At 55.7% G+C, this 21,132-nt stretch carries 21 protein-coding genes; 14 read left to right on the top strand and 7 right to left on the bottom strand.

Annotation, left to right across the window (positions count from 1 at the left end; genetic code table 11):
• Window positions 1–134: 134 nt before the first annotated feature.
• Window positions 135–1,307 carry a Na+/H+ antiporter NhaA gene (gene nhaA / locus ACMYSK_RS15540; RefSeq protein ID WP_434636626.1) on the top strand — a complete coding sequence of 391 codons (1,173 nt, stop codon included), beginning with the start codon at window positions 135–137 and terminating at the stop codon, window positions 1,305–1,307.
• A 53-nt stretch (window positions 1,308–1,360) separates the two neighbouring features.
• Window positions 1,361–2,260 (top strand): transcriptional activator NhaR, encoded by a 900-nt coding sequence (gene nhaR, locus ACMYSK_RS15535; protein ID WP_434636624.1) that lies wholly within the window; start codon window positions 1,361–1,363, stop codon window positions 2,258–2,260.
• Between the two features lie 61 nt (window positions 2,261–2,321).
• Here nhaR and rpsT read toward each other — a convergent pair whose 3' ends face one another.
• Window positions 2,322–2,585, bottom strand: a complete 264-nt coding sequence (gene rpsT, locus ACMYSK_RS15530; RefSeq protein WP_003018940.1) for a 30S ribosomal protein S20 — start codon at window positions 2,583–2,585, stop codon at window positions 2,322–2,324.
• Window positions 2,586–2,915: 330 nt separating this feature from the next.
• Between rpsT and ribF the strand changes: the two genes are divergently transcribed.
• The 6 genes from ribF (at window position 2,916) to rihC (ending at window position 9,706) form a co-directional block, all read left to right on the top strand.
• Window positions 2,916–3,854 (top strand): bifunctional riboflavin kinase/FAD synthetase, encoded by a 939-nt coding sequence (ribF, locus tag ACMYSK_RS15525; RefSeq protein ID WP_434636622.1) that lies wholly within the window; start codon window positions 2,916–2,918, stop codon window positions 3,852–3,854.
• 44 nt (window positions 3,855–3,898) lie between these two features.
• Window positions 3,899–6,715, top strand: a complete 2,817-nt coding sequence (ileS, locus tag ACMYSK_RS15520; protein ID WP_434636620.1) for an isoleucine--tRNA ligase — start codon at window positions 3,899–3,901, stop codon at window positions 6,713–6,715.
• Window positions 6,715–7,212, top strand: a complete 498-nt coding sequence (gene lspA / locus ACMYSK_RS15515) for a signal peptidase II (RefSeq protein WP_434636619.1) — start codon at window positions 6,715–6,717, stop codon at window positions 7,210–7,212. Before ileS ends, lspA begins: the two co-directional genes overlap by 1 nt.
• A gap of 112 nt (window positions 7,213–7,324) precedes the next feature.
• On the top strand, window positions 7,325–7,774 hold the full coding sequence (gene fkpB / locus ACMYSK_RS15510; RefSeq protein WP_434636617.1) for an FKBP-type peptidyl-prolyl cis-trans isomerase: 450 nt from the start codon (window positions 7,325–7,327) through the stop codon (window positions 7,772–7,774).
• A 1-nt stretch (window position 7,775) separates the two neighbouring features.
• Window positions 7,776–8,726, top strand: a complete 951-nt coding sequence (gene ispH, locus ACMYSK_RS15505) for a 4-hydroxy-3-methylbut-2-enyl diphosphate reductase (protein WP_434636614.1) — start codon at window positions 7,776–7,778, stop codon at window positions 8,724–8,726.
• Window positions 8,727–8,791: 65 nt separating this feature from the next.
• Window positions 8,792–9,706: a ribonucleoside hydrolase RihC gene (gene rihC / locus ACMYSK_RS15500; protein ID WP_434636612.1), complete on the top strand. Its 915-nt coding sequence runs from the start codon at window positions 8,792–8,794 to the stop codon at window positions 9,704–9,706.
• A gap of 6 nt (window positions 9,707–9,712) precedes the next feature.
• Here rihC and ACMYSK_RS15495 read toward each other — a convergent pair whose 3' ends face one another.
• Window positions 9,713–10,615: a LysR family transcriptional regulator gene (locus ACMYSK_RS15495; RefSeq protein ID WP_434636610.1), complete on the bottom strand. Its 903-nt coding sequence runs from the start codon at window positions 10,613–10,615 to the stop codon at window positions 9,713–9,715.
• A gap of 92 nt (window positions 10,616–10,707) precedes the next feature.
• On the opposite strand from ACMYSK_RS15495, the gene ACMYSK_RS15490 reads away from it, so the two are divergent.
• The 3 genes from ACMYSK_RS15490 (at window position 10,708) to ACMYSK_RS15480 (ending at window position 12,793) form a co-directional block, all read left to right on the top strand.
• The gene (locus tag ACMYSK_RS15490) at window positions 10,708–11,337 is read left to right on the top strand and encodes an alanyl-tRNA editing protein (protein ID WP_434636608.1); all 630 of its coding nucleotides are present in this window, start codon (window positions 10,708–10,710) and stop codon (window positions 11,335–11,337) included.
• A gap of 117 nt (window positions 11,338–11,454) precedes the next feature.
• Window positions 11,455–12,018: a glucose-6-phosphate isomerase family protein gene (locus ACMYSK_RS15485; protein ID WP_434636606.1), complete on the top strand. Its 564-nt coding sequence runs from the start codon at window positions 11,455–11,457 to the stop codon at window positions 12,016–12,018.
• Window positions 12,011–12,793 carry a glucose-6-phosphate isomerase family protein gene (locus ACMYSK_RS15480; RefSeq protein ID WP_434636604.1) on the top strand — a complete coding sequence of 261 codons (783 nt, stop codon included), beginning with the start codon at window positions 12,011–12,013 and terminating at the stop codon, window positions 12,791–12,793. The genes ACMYSK_RS15485 and ACMYSK_RS15480 overlap by 8 nt, the downstream gene beginning before the upstream one ends.
• A 226-nt stretch (window positions 12,794–13,019) precedes the next feature.
• Here ACMYSK_RS15480 and ACMYSK_RS15475 read toward each other — a convergent pair whose 3' ends face one another.
• From ACMYSK_RS15475 to ACMYSK_RS15455, 5 genes are read right to left on the bottom strand one after another with little or no spacing between them, the layout of a single operon-like run.
• On the bottom strand, window positions 13,020–13,838 hold the full coding sequence (locus ACMYSK_RS15475; RefSeq protein ID WP_434636602.1) for a PTS system mannose/fructose/sorbose family transporter subunit IID: 819 nt from the start codon (window positions 13,836–13,838) through the stop codon (window positions 13,020–13,022).
• On the bottom strand, window positions 13,838–14,635 hold the full coding sequence (locus ACMYSK_RS15470; RefSeq protein ID WP_434644156.1) for a PTS mannose/fructose/sorbose/N-acetylgalactosamine transporter subunit IIC: 798 nt from the start codon (window positions 14,633–14,635) through the stop codon (window positions 13,838–13,840). The genes ACMYSK_RS15475 and ACMYSK_RS15470 overlap by 1 nt, the downstream gene beginning before the upstream one ends.
• Before the next feature lie 10 nt (window positions 14,636–14,645).
• The gene (locus ACMYSK_RS15465) at window positions 14,646–15,140 is read right to left on the bottom strand and encodes a PTS system mannose/fructose/N-acetylgalactosamine-transporter subunit IIB (protein WP_434636600.1); all 495 of its coding nucleotides are present in this window, start codon (window positions 15,138–15,140) and stop codon (window positions 14,646–14,648) included.
• Between the two features lie 11 nt (window positions 15,141–15,151).
• Window positions 15,152–15,580 (bottom strand): PTS sugar transporter subunit IIA, encoded by a 429-nt coding sequence (locus ACMYSK_RS15460; protein WP_434636598.1) that lies wholly within the window; start codon window positions 15,578–15,580, stop codon window positions 15,152–15,154.
• A gap of 4 nt (window positions 15,581–15,584) precedes the next feature.
• Window positions 15,585–17,330: a class I mannose-6-phosphate isomerase gene (locus ACMYSK_RS15455; protein ID WP_434636597.1), complete on the bottom strand. Its 1,746-nt coding sequence runs from the start codon at window positions 17,328–17,330 to the stop codon at window positions 15,585–15,587.
• A 189-nt stretch (window positions 17,331–17,519) separates the two neighbouring features.
• On the opposite strand from ACMYSK_RS15455, the gene ACMYSK_RS15450 reads away from it, so the two are divergent.
• From ACMYSK_RS15450 to carA, 3 genes are all read left to right on the top strand, one after another.
• A complete protein-coding gene (locus ACMYSK_RS15450) occupies window positions 17,520–18,536 on the top strand; it encodes a LacI family DNA-binding transcriptional regulator (protein ID WP_434636595.1) in 1,017 nt (338 codons plus the stop codon).
• 160 nt (window positions 18,537–18,696) lie between these two features.
• A complete protein-coding gene (gene dapB / locus ACMYSK_RS15445; protein ID WP_434636593.1) occupies window positions 18,697–19,518 on the top strand; it encodes a 4-hydroxy-tetrahydrodipicolinate reductase in 822 nt (273 codons plus the stop codon).
• 458 nt (window positions 19,519–19,976) lie between these two features.
• The gene (gene carA / locus ACMYSK_RS15440; protein ID WP_434636591.1) at window positions 19,977–21,125 is read left to right on the top strand and encodes a glutamine-hydrolyzing carbamoyl-phosphate synthase small subunit; all 1,149 of its coding nucleotides are present in this window, start codon (window positions 19,977–19,979) and stop codon (window positions 21,123–21,125) included.
• Window positions 21,126–21,132 lie beyond the last annotated feature (7 nt).

Here is a 21,132-nt window from a genome sequence, read left to right as displayed (position 1 = left end):
GTCAGAGTCTGACTTTGCCGCCTGCTTTATATCGTAAAAATCGAGCTATAACGCAATAATAAACTTGTTTTTTCGAAGTGTTATGGCGATTAGAATAGTTTAATCGATGAATTAGCCTTATAGAGAGAGTAAAAGTGAAACATCTGCAGCGTTTTTTCAGTAGCGATGCTTCAGGGGGCATAATCCTCATTTTTGCCGCCGCGTTGGCTATGGTGCTGGCTAATACTGGTGCGACCAGCGGTCTTTATCATTCCTTTTTGGAAACCCCCGTCCAGCTGCGTGTGGGTGCGTTAGAAATCAATAAGAACATGCTGCTGTGGATTAACGATGCACTGATGGCCGTCTTCTTCTTGCTGATTGGCCTGGAAGTGAAGCGTGAAATGATCCAGGGGGCGCTGGCCAGCCGTCGTCAGGCTGTTTTCCCGGTTGTGGCCGCTCTGGGGGGGATGATTGTCCCGGCGCTGGTCTACCTGGCGTTTAATGCTCAGGATCCTATTACCCGTGAGGGCTGGGCCATTCCGGCGGCGACCGATATTGCCTTTGCACTGGGTGTCCTGGCGCTGCTGGGTAGCCGCGTGCCGCCGGCGTTGAAAATCTTCCTGATGGCGCTGGCGATTATCGACGACCTGGGCGCCATCGTTATTATCGCCCTGTTTTATACCAATGATCTTTCCGTTCTGTCGCTGGCCGTGGCAGCAGGGGCAATCGTAGTGCTGGCTGGGCTTAATCTGTGCGGCGTCCGGCGCACCGGTATCTATATCCTGGTCGGTGCGGTGCTATGGACTGCGGTGTTGAAATCCGGCGTGCACGCAACGTTAGCCGGGGTGATCGTAGGCTTTATGATCCCGCTGAAGGAGCAAGGCGGCAAATCGCCGGCGAAGCAGCTTGAGCATGTTCTGCATCCGTGGGTGGCTTATCTGATTCTGCCGCTTTTCGCCTTCGCAAATGCGGGCGTCTCGCTGCAAGGGGTAACGATCGAAGGGCTGACGTCACTCCTGCCGCTGGGCATTATTGCCGGGCTGTTTATCGGTAAGCCGTTGGGTATCAGCCTGTTCTGCTGGCTGGCGCTCAAGCTGAAGTGGGCTTCACTGCCGGAAGGGACGACCTGCAAGCAGATTGTGGCGGTCGGTATTCTGTGCGGGATTGGCTTCACGATGTCGATTTTCATCGCCAGTCTGGCCTTTAGCAGCGTTGACCCTGGATTAATTAACTGGGCCAAGCTTGGCATCCTGATTGGTTCAGTTCTGTCGGCCGTGACCGGATATATGATACTGCGTAGGCGTGTCGCGGATACCCCTATGGCTTAACATTCGATGGGGAGCCTGCCAGGGCTCCCCCTGGCATTATCAGGGAGAGAAACATGTCGCATATTAATTACAACCACCTGTACTACTTCTGGCACGTTTATAAAGAAGGCTCTGTTGTCGGCGCAGCCGAGGCTCTGTTCCTGACACCGCAAACTATCACCGGGCAAATCAAGGCGCTTGAAGAGCGTTTGCAGGGTAAATTGTTTAAACGCAAGGGGCGCGGGCTTGAACCGAGCGAGCTGGGCGAGCTGGTGTTCCGCTATGCGGATCGCATGTTCACGCTAAGCCAGGAGATGCTCGATATTGTGAACTATCGCAAAGAGTCTAACCTGCTGTTCGACGTCGGCGTTGCCGATGCGTTATCGAAAAGGCTGGTGAGCGGGATACTTGATGCGGCGGTCGTGGATAATGAACAGATTCACCTGCGTTGCTTTGAGTCGACCCACGAAATGCTGCTGGAACAGCTCAGCCAGCATAAGCTCGATATGATTATCTCCGACTGTCCCATTGATTCTACCCAGCAGGAAGGGCTGTTTTCCGTGCGTATCGGCGAGTGCAGCGTCAGCTTCTGGTGTATGAATCCGCCGCCGGAAAAACCGTTCCCCGCCTGTCTGGAGGAGCGCCGTTTGCTAATCCCTGGCCGTCGCTCGATGCTGGGGCGCAAGCTCCTTAACTGGTTCAATTCACAGGGGCTGAAGGTGGAGATTCTCGGTGAGTTTGACGATGCGGCACTGATGAAGGCGTTCGGTGCGGCGCACAATGCGATTTTTGTCGCGCCGACGCTTTATGCGCACGACTTCTATCAGGATGAGTCGATTATTGAGATCGGTCGGATGGATAATGTGATGGAAGAGTATCACGCTATTTTTGCCGAAAGGATGATTCAGCATCCGGCGGTGCAGCGGATCTGCAATCGCGACTATTCGTCACTGTTCATCACGCCGCAGGCGTAAATCACAGACATAAAAAAACCCGCTTTCGCGGGTTTTTTTCAAAGCGACAACAGCCGGGCGATTAAGCCAGTTTGTTGATCTGAGCGGTCAGGTTTGCTTTATGACGCGCAGCTTTGTTTTTGTGGATCAGACCTTTAGCAGCCTGACGATCCACGATTGGTTGCATTTCGTTAAATGCTTTCAGTGCAGTAGCTTTGTCGCCAGCTTCAATAGCTGCGTATACTTTCTTGATGAAAGTACGCATCATAGAGCGACGGCTAGCGTTGTGCTTGCGGGCCTTTTCAGACTGAACGGCGCGCTTCTTAGCTGATTTGATATTAGCCAAGGTCCAACTCCCAAATGTGTTCTATATGGACAATTCAAAGGCCGAGGAATATGCCCGTTTAGCCTTCTTTTGTCAATGGATTTGTGCAAATAAGCGCCGCTTAAAACAACGACGCTTTATTACGTAGTGATGGCGCAAGATTCTACCAGCTTGTTGCTGGCGAATACAGCCTTTCCACCATAAAAAACGATGGGGCCCGGCAGTTTTTGCCGCATTCTCGCGCTGAGTTGATGAATTCCCGGGATCTTTCGGCGAAGAGGTGCAATCGCTGGTTAACGTCGTCAGTTGTACAAGGTATACTCGGACGATTTTCACTGTTTTGAGCCAGACATGAAGCTGATACGCGGCATACATAATCTCAGTCAGGCGCCGCACGGGTGCGTGCTGACCATTGGTAATTTTGACGGTGTGCATCGCGGGCATCAGGCGCTGTTGCAGCGTTTGCGCGCCGAGGGCCGCCAGCGGGGGTTACCGGTGGTGGTGATGATTTTCGAACCACAGCCGCTGGAGCTGTTCGCCGCCGATAAGGCGCCAGCGCGTTTGACGCGCCTGCGGGAAAAGCTGAGCTATCTGGCTGAAAGCAGCGTCGACTACGTGCTGTGCGTGCGCTTTGACCGGCGCTTCGCCGCCCTGACCGCCCAGGATTTTATCAGTGAACTGCTGGTGCGTCGTTTAGGCGTGCAGTTCCTCGCCGTGGGTGATGATTTCCGCTTTGGCGCTGGCCGCCAGGGGGATTTCTTGTTATTACAGAAAGCGGGTGCCGAATACGGCTTTGACGTAACCAGTACCCAAACCTTCTGTGAAGGTGGCGTACGTATCAGCAGCACGGCGGTGCGCCAGGCGCTGGCGGATGATGACCTTGTTCAGGCGGAAACCCTGCTGGGCCACCCCTTTACCATTTCCGGACGCGTGGTCCACGGCGATGAGCTGGGGCGCACTATTGGTTTTCCGACGGCGAACTTACCGCTGCGTCGTCAGGTTTCCCCGGTAAAAGGGGTCTATGCGGTTGAAGTAACAGGACTGGGCGACAAACCGCTGGTGGGCGTCGCTAACATTGGCACCCGTCCCACGGTGGCTGGCGTGCGCCAGCAGCTGGAAGTGCATCTTCTGGACGTTGTAATGGACCTCTATGGTCGCCATATAGATGTAATACTGCGTAAAAAAATACGTAACGAGCAGCGATTTGCGTCGCTTGATGAGCTGAAGGCGCAAATTGCACGTGATGAGTTAACGGCCCGCGAGTTCTTTGGGCTGGCCAGGCAGGCATAAGCCTGTTGGTGTTTATCAAACCGAAATACGGAACCGAGAATCTGATGAGTGACTATAAATCCACCCTGAATTTGCCGGAAACAGGGTTCCCGATGCGTGGCGATCTCGCCAAGCGCGAACCGGGAATGCTGGCGCGTTGGACCGATGATGACCTGTACGGCATCATCCGTGCAGCGAAAAAAGGCAAAAAAACCTTCATTCTGCATGATGGCCCTCCATATGCGAATGGCAGCATTCATATTGGTCACTCGGTTAACAAGATTCTGAAAGACATTATCGTTAAGTCCAAAGGACTGACGGGCTATGATTCTCCTTATGTTCCGGGCTGGGACTGCCATGGTCTGCCGATCGAGCTGAAAGTGGAGCAGGAATTCGGTAAGCCGGGTGAGAAGTTCACCGCAGCAGAATTCCGCGCCAAGTGCCGTGAATATGCGGCGACTCAGGTGGACGGGCAGCGTAAAGACTTTATTCGCCTGGGCGTGCTGGGTGACTGGTCGCGTCCGTACCTGACCATGGATTTCAAAACCGAAGCCAACATCATCCGTGCGCTGGGTAAAATCATCGGCAACGGCCACCTGCACAAAGGCGCGAAGCCGGTGCACTGGTGCGTCGACTGTCGTTCCGCGCTGGCGGAAGCGGAAGTGGAGTATTACGACAAGACTTCTCCGTCTATCGACGTGGCGTTTAACGCAGTAGACAAAGCTGCGGTGCTGGCGAAATTCGGTATTGCCGACGTCACCGGCCCGGTCTCCCTGGTTATCTGGACCACGACGCCGTGGACGCTGCCGGCAAACCGCGCGATCTCCTTGTCACCGGAATTCGACTATGCGCTGGTGCAGGTTGACGGCCAGGCGCTGATCGTAGCGAAAGACCTCGTTGAAAGCGTCATGAAACGCGCGGATATCGCGGATTACACCCTTCTGGCAGTCGTGAAAGGTGACGAGCTCGAACTGATGCGCTTTAAGCACCCGTTCCTCGACTTCGACGTGCCGGCGATCCTCGGCGATCACGTGACTCTGGATGCAGGTACCGGTGCGGTCCACACCGCCGGTGGCCACGGTCCGGACGACTACACCATCAGCCAGAAGTACGGCCTGGAAATTGCCAACCCGGTCGGCCCGGACGGCGCTTACCTGCCTGGCACCTATCCGGCGCTGGATGGTATTAACGTCTTTAAAGCGAACGACATCATCGTTGAGATGCTGCGTGAAAGCGGTGCGCTGCTGCACGTGGAAAAAATGCAGCACAGCTACCCGTGCTGCTGGCGCCACAAATCACCGATCATCTTCCGTGCGACACCGCAGTGGTTCGTCAGCATGGACCAGAAAGGCCTGCGCGCGCAGTCGCTGAAAGAGATCAAAGGCGTGCAGTGGATCCCGGACTGGGGCCAGGCGCGTATTGAATCCATGGTAGCCAACCGCCCGGACTGGTGTATCTCCCGCCAGCGTACCTGGGGCGTACCGATGTCTCTGTTCGTACACAAAGAGACTCAGGAGCTGCACTCGCGCACGCTGGAACTGATGGAAGAAGTCGCTAAACGCGTAGAAACCGACGGCATTCAGGCCTGGTGGGATCTCGACGCTCGCGACATCCTTGGCGACGATGCTGATACCTATGAGAAAGTGCCTGATACCCTGGACGTGTGGTTCGACTCCGGGTCTACCCACTCCTCCGTCGTTGACGTGCGTCCGGAATTCTCCGGTCATGCCGCCGATATGTATCTGGAAGGTTCAGACCAGCATCGTGGCTGGTTCATGTCCTCGCTGATGATCTCCACGGCGATGAAGGGCAAAGCGCCGTATCGCCAGGTACTGACCCACGGCTTCACCGTCGATGGTCAGGGGCGTAAAATGTCCAAATCCATCGGTAACACCGTTTCTCCGCAGGATGTGATGAACAAGCTGGGCGCCGATATTCTGCGTCTGTGGGTCGCGTCTACCGACTACACCGGGGAGATGGCGGTCTCTGACGAGATCCTCAAACGTGCTGCCGACAGCTATCGTCGTATCCGTAACACCGCGCGCTTCCTGCTGGCGAACCTTAACGGTTTCGATCCGGTAAAAGACATGGTGAAACCGGAAGAGATGGTGGTACTGGACCGCTGGGCGGTAGGCTGCGCGAAAGCGGCGCAGGAAGATATCCTGAAGGCCTACGAATCTTATGACTTCCATGAAGTGGTGCAGCGCCTGATGCGTTTCTGCTCCATCGAAATGGGCTCGTTCTATCTCGACATCATCAAAGACCGCCAGTACACCGCGAAAGCGGACAGCGTGGCACGCCGCAGCTGTCAGACCGCGCTGTTCCATATCGTGGAAGCGCTGGTTCGCTGGATGGCACCGATCATGTCCTTTACCGCCGATGAAATCTGGGGTTACCTGCCGGGTTCCCGTGAGAAATACGTCTTCACCGGTGAGTGGTATGAAGGGCTATTTGGTCTGGCTGACGACGAAGCAATGAACGACGGCTTCTGGGACGAGCTGCTGCAGGTGCGCGGCGAAGTCAACAAGGTTATCGAACAGGCGCGCGCCGACAAACTGGTCGGTGGTTCTCTGGAAGCCGCTGTGACGCTATATGCGGATGCTGCGCTGTCAGCGAAGCTGAATGCGCTGGGCGATGAACTGCGTTTTGTCCTGTTGACCTCCGGGGCGAAAGTTGCCGACGATGCGCAGGCGCCGGCTGATGCCTGGCAGAGTGAACTGCTGAAAGGGCTGAAAGTCGTGCTGAATAAAGCCGAGGGCGAGAAATGCCCGCGCTGCTGGCACTACACCAGCGACGTCGGCAAGGTGGCGGAACACGCAGAAATCTGCGGTCGCTGTGTCAGCAACGTCGCCGGTGACGGCGAACAACGTAAGTTTGCCTGATGAGTAAATCTGTCTGTTCAACGGGGCTACGCTGGCTTTGGGTCGTCGTAGCCGTGCTGATTATCGATCTGGGCAGCAAATTCCTGATCCTCCAGAGCTTTGCTCTGGGGGATACGGTATCGCTGTTCCCGTCTCTTAATCTGCATTATGCGCGAAACTATGGCGCGGCTTTTAGCTTCCTCGCCGACAGCGGCGGCTGGCAGCGCTGGTTCTTTGCCGGCATCGCTATCGGTATCTGCGTGATACTGGCGGTCTTGATGTACCGCTCGAAGGCCACGCAAAAGCTGAACAATATCGCCTACGCGCTGATTATTGGCGGCGCGCTGGGGAACTTGTTCGACCGGCTATGGCATGGTTTCGTCGTCGATATGATTGATTTCTATGTCGGAGACTGGCACTTCGCCACTTTCAACCTGGCCGATACGGCGATTTGTATCGGTGCGGCGCTGATTGTTCTGGAAGGGTTCCTGCCAAACGCCGCGAAGAAGCAAGCGTAAAAAATTTCCGGGTGGCGCTAGCGCTTACCCGGCCTACGGTTTACATCGCTTTTGTTTGCCCGCTGACGCTAGCGCCACCGGGCAAACAGCCTAAACTTTAGAGCAAACCTGCATGTCTAAATCTGTACAAAGCAACAGCGCGGTGCTGGTGCACTTCACGTTGAAACTTGATGATGGTTCCACCGCAGAGTCTACGCGTAACAACGGTAAACCGGCGCTGTTTCGTCTCGGCGATGCATCACTTTCCGAAGGCCTGGAACAGCATCTGCTGGGGCTGAAAGCCGGAGATAAAACTACGTTTTCACTGGAGCCGGATGCCGCATTTGGCGTGCCAAGCCCGGATCTTATCCAGTATTTCTCCCGTCGCGAGTTTATCGACGCGGGCGAGCCGGAAATCGGCGCGATTATGCTCTTTACCGCAATGGATGGCAGCGAAATGCCTGGCGTGATTCGTGAAGTGAACGGCGATTCCATCACCGTTGATTTCAACCACCCGCTGGCCGGGCGCACCGTCCATTTTGATATTGAAGTGCTGGAAATCGATCCGGCGCTGGAGGGGTGAAATGCAGATCCTGTTGGCTAACCCGCGCGGCTTTTGCGCCGGCGTTGACCGCGCTATCAGCATTGTCGAAAATGCGCTGACGCTTTACGGCGCGCCGATCTATGTGCGTCATGAAGTGGTGCATAACCGCTATGTGGTCGATAGCCTGCGTAAGCGCGGCGCGATTTTTATCGAACAGATTAGTGAAGTACCTGACGGCGCGATCCTGATTTTCTCCGCGCACGGCGTTTCCCAGGCAGTGCGTAACGAAGCGAAAAGCCGCGACCTGACGGTCTTTGACGCGACCTGCCCGCTGGTGACCAAAGTGCATATGGAAGTCGCTCGCGCGAGCCGTCGGGGCGAAGAGTCGATCCTGATTGGCCATGCCGGTCACCCGGAAGTTGAAGGAACGATGGGTCAGTACAGCAACCCGGAAGGGGGCATGTATCTGGTGGAGTCGCCAGAAGACGTCTGGACGCTGGATGTCAAAAACGACGCCAGGCTGTCATTTATGACCCAGACGACGCTCTCCGTAGACGACACTTCGGATGTGATCGACGCGCTGCGCGAACGCTTCCCGAAAATTGTCGGGCCGCGCAAAGATGATATTTGTTACGCGACCACCAACCGCCAGGAAGCGGTCCGCGCGCTGGCGGAACAGGCTGACGTCGTGCTGGTGGTGGGGTCGAAGAACTCCTCCAACTCCAACCGCCTGGCGGAGCTCGCACAGCGGATGGGGAAAGCGGCCTATTTGATTGATGATGCGACCGATATTCAGGAAGCGTGGGTCAAGGAGGCAAAATGCGTTGGCGTGACCGCAGGAGCATCGGCACCGGATATTCTGGTCCAGAATGTGATCGCGCGTTTGCAGGCGCTGGGCGGCGGAGAAGCCGTACCGCTGGAAGGCCGTGAAGAGAATATCGTTTTCGAAGTACCAAAAGAGCTGCGGGTTGATGTCCGTGAAGTGGAATAGGTTCTTTCGTACTCTGATGTGAGAAGATGCCAGACTTAACGTCTGGCATTTTTTTTGGAGAAACCATGCGCTTACCGATCATTCTTGATACCGATCCCGGCATCGACGATGCGGCCGCCATAGCCGCAGCGCTGTTCGCCCCCGAGCTGGATCTGCAACTGATGACCACGGTGGCGGGCAACGTGTCGGTGGAAAAAACGACCCGTAACGCGTTGCAGCTGCTGCATTTCTGGGGGGCCGATGTGCCGATTGCCCAGGGTGCCTCGATGCCACTTCTACGACCTCTGCGCGATGCAGCCTCCGTGCACGGTGAATCCGGCATGGAAGGGTATGATTTTGTCGAACATGACTGCCAGCCGTTGCCGAAACCGGCCTTTCAGGCTATTCGTGACGCGCTGATGCATGCTCAGGAGCCTGTTACGCTGGTGGCGATTGGTCCGCTGACCAATATTGCACTACTTCTGATGCAGTACCCGGAATGCCGCTTCAATATTCGCCGGCTGGTTATCATGGGCGGTTCTGCCGGGCGCGGTAACTTCACGCCCAATGCGGAGTTCAATATTGCTATTGACCCGGAGGCGGCGGCCTGCGTATTTCGCAGCGGTCTGGAGATCGTGATGTGCGGTCTCGATGTGACGAACCAGGCGATGCTGACGCCAGCTTACCTTGCCACGCTACCTGCGTTGAACAAGACCGGAAAGATGCTCCATGCGTTGTTCAGTCATTATCGCAGCGGCAGCATGAGCAGCGGTCTGCGGATGCACGATCTGTGCGCCATCGCCTGGCTGGTTCGCCCCGAACTCTTTACCCTCAAGCCCTGTTTTGTGGCGGTGGAAACGCAGGGCACCTGGACATCCGGCGCTACCGTTGTCGATATCGAGGGGCGGCTCGGGCAGCCGGCGAATGCGCGCGTTGCGCTGGATCTGGATGCCGAGGGCTTCCAGCGTTGGGTAGCAGAAGTCTTGTCCCTGGCGCCGTAAGCAGCGCTAGCGGCGGTATATTTTTTCACTCAGGTAATCAATCATGGCCCGCATTCTGGCGGGCATATGTTTATTGCCCGACCATAGCAGCCAAAGCTGGCCGGTATAGCTGCTGATAAACTCCCAATCTGCCAGGACCTGCACGATGTCTCCTCGCTCCAGCGCTTCGCGTGCGGTAAACAGCGGCAGACTGCCGATACCCACATGTTGCTTCACCGCATCAAGGCGAACGGCGGTGTGGTTGGCGGCGTAGCGTCCGTGAGTCTGAACGGTTTCCGTTTTACCCATCCGCCGGAATTTCCAACGTGAGTCGGCCGGCGTTTCACCCAGGCTGATACAGCTGTGGGCGCGCAGCTCTGCCGGCGTTTGCGGGACGCCGTGCTGCTGTAAATAGTCCGGCGTGGCGCAAATGACGTGCGTCACCGGCATCAGCGGTTTGCCGTGTAGCCCCGGAGAAGGGGTGTGGGTAATACGTAGCGCCAGATCGATGCCGTCATCAATCAAATCCAGATAGCGGTCTTCAAGCCGCAGACAGACGTCCACGCCAGGGTTGCGGGTGAGAAACTCCATCATTAACGGATGGATCACGAAACGTCCAACGGCTTTAGGCACGCTGAGGGTGAGTTTCCCCTGTGCCACCTCCTGCGTACTGCTGGCAGAATCCATTGCCTGACGAGCCGACTCCAGCATCTCCAGCGCATGCGTATATACCGTTTTTCCGGCATCGCTCAGGCGTAGTTTTCGCGTGCTGCGGTGCAGCAACTTGCAGCCCATCTCATGTTCCAGCCGCGAGACGCTGCGACTTACCGCCGAGGGCGTTGCTCCGGAAAGGCGGGCGACGGCAGAAAAGCTGCCCTGTTCGACAATCTGCACAAACAGGGCGAGGTCGGGGAGTAAATTCAGGTTCATTTGTGCCCTTGAAGCAAAGGTGCATTGATGAGAGACAGGATTATCGTCATGGATAATATCAATATACTGTCCTGACAGAGAGGAGGACAACCATGACTGAACGTCTTTATTACACCCACGACGAGACCGAAGCGCGCGCTCAGGTACTGCGCTGTCAGACAGAAGCCGATGGCCGTTATGCCATTGAACTGGACCAGACGCTGTTTCACCCGCAGGGCGGTGGGCAGCCGTCCGACCGCGGCTGGATTGGCGAGGTTGCCGTTGAAAGCGTTGTTGCGCGAGGCGACAGCGTTATGCATATCGTTGCCCAACCGCTGCCGCCTGGAGAGGTGGTGATTCGCGTCGATGAATCTACCCGGCAATTGCACGCGCGACTGCACTCTGCGGGGCATCTGATTGGGCTGGCGGGGGAACGCTGCGGCTGGCATCCCACCAAGGCGCACCACTGGCCGGGAGAAGGGCGGATAACCTTCAGTGCCGCGGCCAATGCCGCTATGCCGGAGGCCAGCGCGCTCCTGGCGATGATCGCAGGTTGGCAGGCGGAGAACCTACCGCGCCATCTGACTTATGAAGACGGGCTACGTCGGGTCGGGTTTGGCCTGTTGCCGGCCTATCCCTGTGGCGGAACGCATGTCGCCAGCCTGTCTGAGTTGGGGAGCGTGACAATAACGCAGATGAAAATGAAAAAAGGGCAGCTGATCGTGAGTTATACGCTGGAGTGAGCGGCAACGCTGCCGGGCTTTTGTGTGATATCAGTAACAAAGTCGCCCGTTTTATCGAAGGTTAATCGATTAATCTGCTAATCTGATGCTGTTGTTCTCCTCGGGCCGGAGACAAATATGAATCCTTCCTTTATTCAGCCACCGCAGGTGGACTGGGCCAGTGGCGCACTCTCCAATGGCCCGTTATTACGTAAATCAACGCGCATTGCGGATCTTACGCAGGTGTTTGCCGATGAGCGCGCGCGTCAGGGAATGACGGGCGAGCAGGTCGTTTATGATGTGGAAATGTTTGATACCTCTTCAGCGGAAGGGGAGCTCTATACCGGGGTTACCCATCTCTATCCTGGGAAAGTCGGCAACGAATATTTTATGACCCGTGGGCATTTCCATGCCCGTCGTGAACAGGGTGAAGTCTACTTTGGCCTGCGCGGTAGCGGCCTGCTGCTTTTGCAAGATGAGCAGGGACAGGCGCGTCTGGAGAAGGTCTTTCCCGGGTCTGTGCATATTATTCCTGGGTTCACCGCCCATCGGTTAATTAATACCGGCAGTGAAATGCTCTCCGCGCTGGCCGTATGGCCCGGCGTGGCCGGGCACGATTATGCTTCGCTGGTAAACGGCTTTGCACTGCGCGTCTTTGAAGAAAATCAGACGATCCAGGCAAAGGAGGTGCAGAATGGCTAAGTCTGGTTATCCCTCCGGGCTGGATATGGCGATCCATCACCGGCCGCTGGGTTTTAGCTACGGCAATGATGTTACCGGACCGATGCCGGAAATCCGTCGTCTCGATCAAATTCGTGCTTCGCTGCGGGATCCCCACTGCGAAGGGCCGGAAGAGGTGTATGCGATTGCCATGGATGTGGCGCGGATGCAGGATCGCGAAGAGCTGAAAAAACGCATGCTGCTGTTTGGCGTGGTGACCTATGCCGCCGGGCGACTGGGGGAGGAACCGGTACGCAGTCAGGGGCATGTTCATCGCATCAGCCAGCACAGCGGCTGGTCGCCACCGGAGCTGTATGAAATCTGGCAGGGAAAAGCCATTATCTACATGCAGGAGTACGTGGAAGATGATCCTGGCCGCTGCTTTGCGGTCATTGCCGGACCGGGAGAAAAGGTGCTGGTGCCGCCCGGATGGGGGCATGCCACTATTTCTGCGAGTCCCGACGAGCCCTTAACCTTTGGCGCCTGGTGCGACCGTGAGTACGGTTTTGAATATGAGGGCGTGCGGGCGCGCAAAGGGCTGGCCTGGTATCCGTTGCTACAGGATAAACAGATTATCTGGTTGCATAATGCGCACTATATTCCCGGGCGGTTACAGGCGATTACGCCCCGGCAGTATACGGAGTTTGGCATCACTTCCGCGCCAATTTATCAGCAGTTTATTGACGATCCTGCTCGTTTCCAGTTTATCTCTCGTCCGGATAAAACCGCAGAATTATGGCGAAATTTTCATCCATAGCAAAACCGGGGCATGGACTAATGCTGGTCACTTAAGGTGGCCAGCATTTTTTATGATTAATCGCAGATCTGGGTGATACCGTAATAACGAAACCCCTTGCAGCACCGCATAAAAAAATCGGCAATCTCTGTGAGATGACCGATTTTTACACCACTGCCGGATCGCTCAGCCGACCCTTAAACGATCGGCGCTGAGCGATCGGTTATCTTCAACACCGCATCCGGTATTAGCCGGCAAACAGGCCGCTCACCACGCCGAGCGCAGCCAGTACCAGCAGCAGCAACATCGCTTTCACCGGTGAAACTCCGCGTTTGGCCATCAAATACCATGTCCCCAGCACCACAATAAGCGGCAGCAGCTGCGGGAAGATGCCATCCAGCATCTGCTGAACGTGAATGTTGACCCCGTCTTTGGTGATGAACTCCAGTCCGGTGCCAAGCTTAACGTAGCTCGCCGCCACGCCGCCCATTACGAAGACGCCCAGCAGCGACAAGGCTTCGCGCAGGCGGGTAGACTTGCTGCTGACCAGCATCTCTACCGAGCCGGAACCCATTTTGTAGCCTTTGAGAAACAGAAACCACGAGCCGGGAATGATAATGCCGAGCCAGGCGATGATATAAAACAGTGGCCCGAGAATGCTGCCGCCGGCCGCCAGTGCCATACCGATACTCAACAGGATCGGGATTAGCATACCCGGGATCATCGAGTCGCCGATCCCGGCGATCGGGCCCATCAGGCCAACTTTCAAGGTGTTGATCGTTTCACCATCGATAGGCTCGCCGTTGGCTTTTTTCTCTTCCAGTCCCAGCACCATACCGTTGACGATCGCGCCGATCTGCGGTTCGGTGTTATAGAACGATGCATGGCGGCGCAGCATTTCGGTCCGCTGGGCGGCATCAGGGTAGAGTTTTTTCGCCACCGGCAGCATGCTCAGGCAAAAGCCGAAGGATTCCAGGCGTTCAAAGCTCATTGAGGACAAGTTGTGCATCATCCACGCACGCCAGCAGCGGCGCAGGTCTTTGCGGGTCAGGGTACGGTCTTCCATCAGAATTCATCCTCATCATCGACGACCGGTTTTGCGCCTGGACTCTGCTGCGGTTCCGGTTTGTAGTTGTAATGGATTAGCGCCAGCAGCGAGCCCACGATCACCAGCGCGACCATATTGAGCTTTAAAAAGACGATGCAGACGAAACCGACGAGAAAATAGATCAGCATGGTGTAGTTTTTGATGATCTGTTTGAGCAGGATAGCGATCCCCACCGCAGGCAGAATGCCGCCCAGGACGTTCATCGTCGACAGAATGATTTTGGGCAGGCTGTCCATAAAGCCGCTGATGTACTGCGCGCCAAAATAGACGGCGATAAAGGTCGGCACGAAGCGTAAAACAAAGTTCGTGGCCTGGGGCCAGATGGCGCTGTTGAGGTAGATCCCGCGCTCATCGCCGCGATCCAGCGCGACGTCGGCCCGGTGGTTCCAGAAAGAGTTCAGTACCATCATGGCGTTAAACAAAATGGTCCCGGCGATGCCGATTGTGGCCGCCAGTGCTACTGCTACTTCCGGCCCTTTTCCTGACAGGATCCCCAGCGCAATGGCCGGGTAGGCCACGAAGTTGAGGTCGGCCGGCATCGACCCGCCGGGTGTCACCATCGCGATATAGACGGCCTGGACCGCCACGCCTATCATAATGCCGGTTTTTACATCCCCGAGAATCAGCCCGACCAGCATGCCGGAAACCAGTGGCCGGGTAATCAAATACCAGCCGCCGGTCAGCCCCAAAAGCCAGGGGCTACTGAGGGCGCCCAGATAGCAAAGAAAGCCTATCAACGTCGCTTCGATAATCATCATCCGCTCCTTATTTCAGCTTCTGCCGGGCGTCCTGCCAGCTGTAGCAGCCGGCGTCCGGGACCAGGCGAAATTCAACAAGATGTCCGTGCTGTACCAGCCAGTCAAAAGCGGCAATCTCATCCGCATTGACCGATTGATTCGGCCCAATAGTCCGGGTATCGGCGCGGGCGCTCATTGGGCCAACATTAATTTTTCCGTTGGCATTTTTCAGGCTGATACCGGCTTCTTCGATGCGCTGCAGGGTGAGCGGGGATTTCCCTATCACGAAGTAGCGTTTATCGCTGGCGATCACTTTGGGTAATTTTTCGATAGCCGTTGCGGTATCGAACAACCAGACTTTGGTGTCCTGAACTGCGCCTTTCATTACCGATGAGAGCAGCGGATCGGCCGCGACGGCGTCGTCAATGGCGACGATGCCATCACAGGGCAGCTCTTTGGCCCAGCGTGTCACGAGCTGCCCATGAATAACGCGGTCGTCGATACGTACAAAAGAGATACTCATAACAGTTTCCTTTAAAAATCATCGGACTGAACGGTTAACGTCGGGGCGGCCATAACCAGCGTTGGCACGGTTAGCGCCAGCAACTGGGTGGCCGCGTCGTGCACATCCGTTAAATGGTGAACCTCGTCGCTTTGTAGCAACATCGGGAAATTGACCCCCGCCACAACGGCGACAGGGGGGATCGTCAGGGGTGAAAATGCATGCTGGCAGGCAACGTTCCACGGGGTGCCGCTTTGCATATCGCACAGCACCAGCACGCCATCGGCGTTTTGCCCGGCGCTAGCCAGCGTGCGGGCAAAATCCTGTCGGAAACCTTCAATACCGGCCTGCTCACCGAGCGTTACGGCAAAAACATGAGGTAATTCACCGTAAACCATCCGGCCACTCTCAAGCAGGGCATTCGCCAGCGGGCCGTGAGTAGCAACAATAATGTTGATCATGCGCTTATCCTCTTACCCAGGCTTTTATGGTCGCGAGCTGTTGCCCTACGCCTTTACCCGACGGCGAAATACGATATTCACCCACCGCGGCGGGAATAATAAAGGTCTCGGCATAGTGGACGACGAACGGCTCGAAGGCGCCGTCTGGGCTGTCAACGACGGCCTCCGCACCTTCGACCAGATTGAGTACGTTCACGCCACCCTGCGTATGATGGGTCACCGGCGCGGTGAACCAGTGGCGGCGCGTTTCGATAAATTCACGTTCATGCATCCCGGTTCGTTCTTCACGCCAGCCTTCACCTTCGGCGACGGGCTCAATCTGGTTCACCAGATTGCTGGCAACCCAGCGGGTGTCGCGCTGCCAGTCGATAACCTGCTCCCCATGCTCCAGATGGACAGGGCGCGGCAGGCCATCTAACCCTAAACGACCCCAGTCCCACAGTTTGAAGGTAAAAATATACGGCGTGGCGCTGATTTCGAGCACCATCGTGCCGCTGCCCGAGCAGTGAACCGTGCCGGCAGGGATCAGGAAGTGATCGTGCTTACGCGCCGGGATCTGGTTAACAAAGCGGGTATCATCGAAGGCTTTCTCACCGCGCGCGGCGGCTTTAAGATCGTCCAGCATCGCCTGCGGATCGGTTCCCGTTTTGGTTCCCAGATAGACCACCGCATGCGGCTGTGCTTCGAGGATGTAATAGCTCTCATCCTGGGTATAGTGCATACCAAACTGCTGCTGGATGTATTCGGTGACGGGATGGACCTGGAAGCTCAGATTCTGACCGCCGATGGTGTCCAGAAAATCAAAGCGGATAGGAAATTCAGCACCAAACCGCGCGTGAACTTTCTCGCCAAGCAGCGCACGCGGATGGAGCAGAACCAGGTCTTGTGAGGGGATCTCGATCCGCACCTGACCAAAGCGCAGTAACAGGCTGTTTTCCTCGGGCACGCAATCAAAACACCATGCGTAATTGGGCGCGGAGGGATCGAGATCGAATTGCTGTTTCATCCACTGGCCGCCCCAGACGCCGGGATCGAAGAACGGAGCGACGCGGAACGGGCGGGTGGTGGTTTGCTGAAGTCCGGCGCGCAGCGCCTCACCGCTGACCAGCGTCGGCGCCTCTTTTTGCGTCGTATCGAGCAGGTAGTCGGCGCGTTTGAGCAACGGCGTTTTGTGGCGGTCGAAAACGCGCCATTCAATAAAAAAGGCACGTTTATAGCGACGGAGGATGTCTTCGTCCTGGTTGTCCGCTCCCCAGTTTCCCAGGCCGTCATGGCGCATTCGCTGCTGGATTTCCCAACGTGGCATATCGGCATAGACCAACAGATCGCCCGGATGGACGAGGGTGGCTCCTGGACCATAAATAACGATGACGCCTTCCGTCACGGCGTCAACCTGCTGGCGCAGCTGATGCAATGTGTCGGCGTTAAAAAACTCATCCAGATGATGACAGGAGAGGACCCCAAAAACACGGTCGTCGGTGAGGTTGCGGGCCAGTAAATCGTGGAGCGCCTGCTCATCGCGACGGGCGGATTCGACGTTCAGTACCAGGGCCGCGTTCAGTGAGGGCAGAAGGTGCTGCTCAAGCTCGTCAAGCCGCACGCCCGGATAGCAGTCCACAACCAGTACGGTTCTGGAGGAGGTTGAAGTCCTGAGGTTAAGCGCTGCAAGGATGGATTCCCAGCCCTGCCAGGCCTGGTCGCCAAAGCCCTGAACGACAACTTCAGGGAATTTATGATAAGTCGTTTGCATTGTTTGTCTCCGTATTGGCTAAATTAAGATTAATCGATTAACCTTGTTTTGACAGTATGGTTAACGCGATTAACCCGCCATAATGAGCAAGTAAAGCGCCAAAATGGGCGTTATTGTGAGTCCTGTCACAAGGAAAAATGCGATGTTTAGGTTATTCGATTAACCTTCGGTGAACGAACGGGAGAGAACATGACAACAGTGACGCTGGCGCAGGTAGCAGAACGGGCGGGAGTCTCCACAGCGACCGTTTCGATGGTGCTGCGTAATCGAGGGCGGATTTCACAAGCCACGCGCGAACGGGTGCTGAAAGCGCTGGATGAGGCCGGGTATGTCTACAATCAGACCGCTGCCAACCTGCGTAATCGCAGCAGCAATCAGGTTGGGCTGCTGCTGCACGATATTACGAACCCGTTTTACGGCGAGATGACGGCAGGGTTGAGCCATGAAATGGAGCGGCATGATTTGCTGTTATTTCTGGCAAACAGCGAAGAGTCAGGTGAGCGGCAGCAAAAATTTGTCGATTCACTCATGCGTAATAACGCCTGTGGCATGGTGCTATGCGCAGCGCGAGAAACTCCGACCTCATTTTTTGACGCACTGAAAAGGCGCAATATCCCCGCCATCATGGTGGTGCGCCCGCTCAGCGATCCGGATTTTGATTTTGTTGGCACCGATAACTTTCTCGGTACCCAAATGGCCACGGCGCACCTGCTGAAAATGGGGCACCGGCATATTGCGTTTATCGGCGGTAGCCTGAGTTCCGGCACCCGTGCTCAGCGAATTGGCGGGTTTACCAGTACGCTGCTGGAGAGCGGGATTTCACCCAATCCAGAGTGGATTGTCACGGCCCAGGCCAGCCAGATTGATGGTGCGAAAGTCGCTGAAGCACTGCTGACCCGCTATCCGGAAATCACCGCCGCGGTTTGTTATCAGGATATTGTCGCCCTTGGCGTGATGCAGGCGCTGCGTAAGACCGGGCGTGAGCCGGGCCAGGATTTTGCGCTGGTAGGCTTCGACGATATTACCGAAGCGGCCCTGGTTCAGCCTGCGCTGACGACCGTTTCGGTGGCGGCGAAAGAGATTGGCCGCAAAGCCGGTGAGCTGCTGTTTAGTCGAATTCAGGGCAATGATGAGCCGCCGAAACGTATTATTCTGCCGCCGGCGCTGGTGATCCGCGAGTCTTGTGGTTTTCGATTGAGGGCATAAAGGCCGGTTCGCATAAGAAACGACGCCAGCATATAGTTTTTACTGATATCGAACGCCGTTTGTCATAAATTTCTAATTATCGGTGTTTTAGAGTAGCGGCTCATCGACGGGCTGGTTAATCTGAAAACAATTTACGTTAAGTTAACAAAAGAGAATAGCTATGCATGATGCACAAATCCGCGTGGCCATCGCGGGCGCGGGCGGCCGGATGGGACGCCAGTTGATTCAGGCCGTACAGCAGATGGACGGCGTAGCGCTGGGGGCCGCGCTGGAGCGTGAAGGTTCTTCCCTGCTCGGCAGCGATGCCGGCGAGCTGGCCGGCGCTGGTAACGCCGGTGTGGTGGTGCAAAGCAGCCTGGCGGCGGTCAAAGATGATTTTGACGTGCTGATCGATTTCACTCGTCCGGAAGGCACCTTAAACCACCTGGCTTTCTGCCGCGAACACGACAAAGGGATGGTGATTGGCACCACCGGTTTTGATGAGGCAGGGAAACAGGCTATTCGCGATGCGGCGCAGGATATTGCTATCGTTTTCGCGGCTAATTTCAGCGTCGGCGTGAACGTGCTGTTAAAGCTGCTGGAAAAAGCGGCGAAGGTGATGGGCGACTACACCGATATCGAGATTATTGAAGCGCACCACCGCCACAAAGTGGATGCGCCGTCGGGCACCGCCCTGGCGATGGGCGAGGCGATTGCCGGCGCGTTGAACAAAGATCTGAAGGATATCGCGGTCTACAGCCGTGAAGGTCACACCGGCGAACGTGTCCCGGGGACTATTGGCTTCGCCACCGTGCGCGCCGGGGATATTGTCGGTGAACATACCGCGATGTTTGCCGATATTGGTGAGCGTATTGAAATCAGCCATAAAGCCTCCAGCCGGATGACTTTTGCCAATGGTGCCGTTCGTTCCGCATTATGGTTAAAAGAGAAGAAATCAGGCCTTTTTGATATGCGTGATGTGCTTGAATTGAATGCTTTATAAGGTTTATTACCCATCGTGATGTGGTTATTGCATTCAATATGTAATTGATTGCAAAGGGCAATATTTTATTGCCCTTTTTATTTTTGAGCGTTTTGTGATTATAATCCTATGAAGTTTCTATAACTTGTACTTATCTCTTCTTTTTCTGTTGTGTTATTGTAAATTTTGACCATCTGGTCTACTTTTTTGCTCTGGCACGCTCACTTTTTCAATCTTCCAGGTCCGCAAGCGTTTTCTTAGCATAGTTAGTTGATCTTTTTGCCTGCTAAAGCAGTGTGAAGTGTCCAGTGACGTAAAAATAGATTAAAAATATCGGCTTTAAGTTGACTTTTACCCGACATCTCTCCAGAATGCCGCCGTTTGCCAGAAATCCATAGGTAAGCAAATTTGCATTGATTCATGCTACACATATGCATTAATATGCAAATAAAGTGAGTGAATATTCTCTGGAGGGTGTTTTGATTAAGTCAGCGCTATTGGTTCTGGAAGACGGAACCCAGTTTCACGGTCGGGCCATCGGGGCAACGGGCACGGCGGTTGGGGAAGTCGTTTTCAATACTTCAATGACCGGTTATCAAGAAATCCTCACTGATCCCTCCTATTCCCGCCAAATCGTCACTCTTACTTATCCCCATATTGGTAATGTCGGCACCAACGCCGCCGATGAAGAATCTTCTCAGGTACATGCTCAGGGTCTGGTTATTCGCGACCTGCCGCTGATTGCCAGCAACTTCCGTAATACCGAAGACCTTTCTTCTTACCTGAAGCGCCATAACATCGTGGCGATTGCCGATATCGATACCCGTAAGCTGACGCGTTTGCTGCGTGAAAAAGGCGCACAGAACGGCTGCATCATCGTGGGTGATAACCTGGATGCACAGCTGGCGCTGGAAAAAGCCAAAGCGTTCCCTGGCCTGAACGGCATGGACCTGGCGAAAGAAGTCACCACTTCAGAAACCTACAGCTGGACGCAGGGGAGCTGGACGCTGGCGGGCGACCTGCCGGAAGCGAAGGCGGAAAGCGAGCTGCCGTTCCACGTCGTAGCCTACGATTTTGGCGCCAAGCGTAACATCCTGCGTATGCTGGTAGACCGCGGCTGCCGCCTGACGGTTGTCCCGGCAAAAACCTCTGCCGAAGAAGTGCTGAAGATGAATCCGGATGGCATCTTCCTGTCCAACGGTCCTGGTGACCCGGCGCCGTGCGACTACGCCATTGAAGCGATTGAAAAATTCCTCGAGACCGATATTCCGGTATTTGGCATCTGCCTTGGCCATCAGCTGCTGGCGCTGGCGAGCGGAGCGAAGACCGTTAAGATGAAGTTCGGCCACCACGGCGGCAACCACCCGGTTAAAGACATTGATAATAACGTGGTGATGATTACTGCCCAGAACCACGGTTTTGCGGTAGACGAAGCCTCCATGCCGGCTAACCTGCGCGTGACCCACAAGTCACTGTTCGACGGTACGTTACAGGGCATCCACCGCACCGACAAACCGGCATTCAGCTTCCAGGGACACCCGGAAGCGAGCCCAGGCCCGCACGATGCCGCGCCGTTGTTCGACCATTTTATTGCGTTAATTGAGCAGTACCGCCAGTCCGCGAAATAATCAGGAG

Origin of the sequence: Klebsiella sp. I138, from assembly GCF_051131765.1 — a bacterium.
In the GTDB taxonomy this organism is placed as follows: Bacteria; Pseudomonadota; Gammaproteobacteria; order Enterobacterales; family Enterobacteriaceae; genus Klebsiella.
The sequence above is the reverse complement of the archived record's forward strand: the minus strand, read 5'-3'. Positions and strand labels throughout refer to the sequence as shown.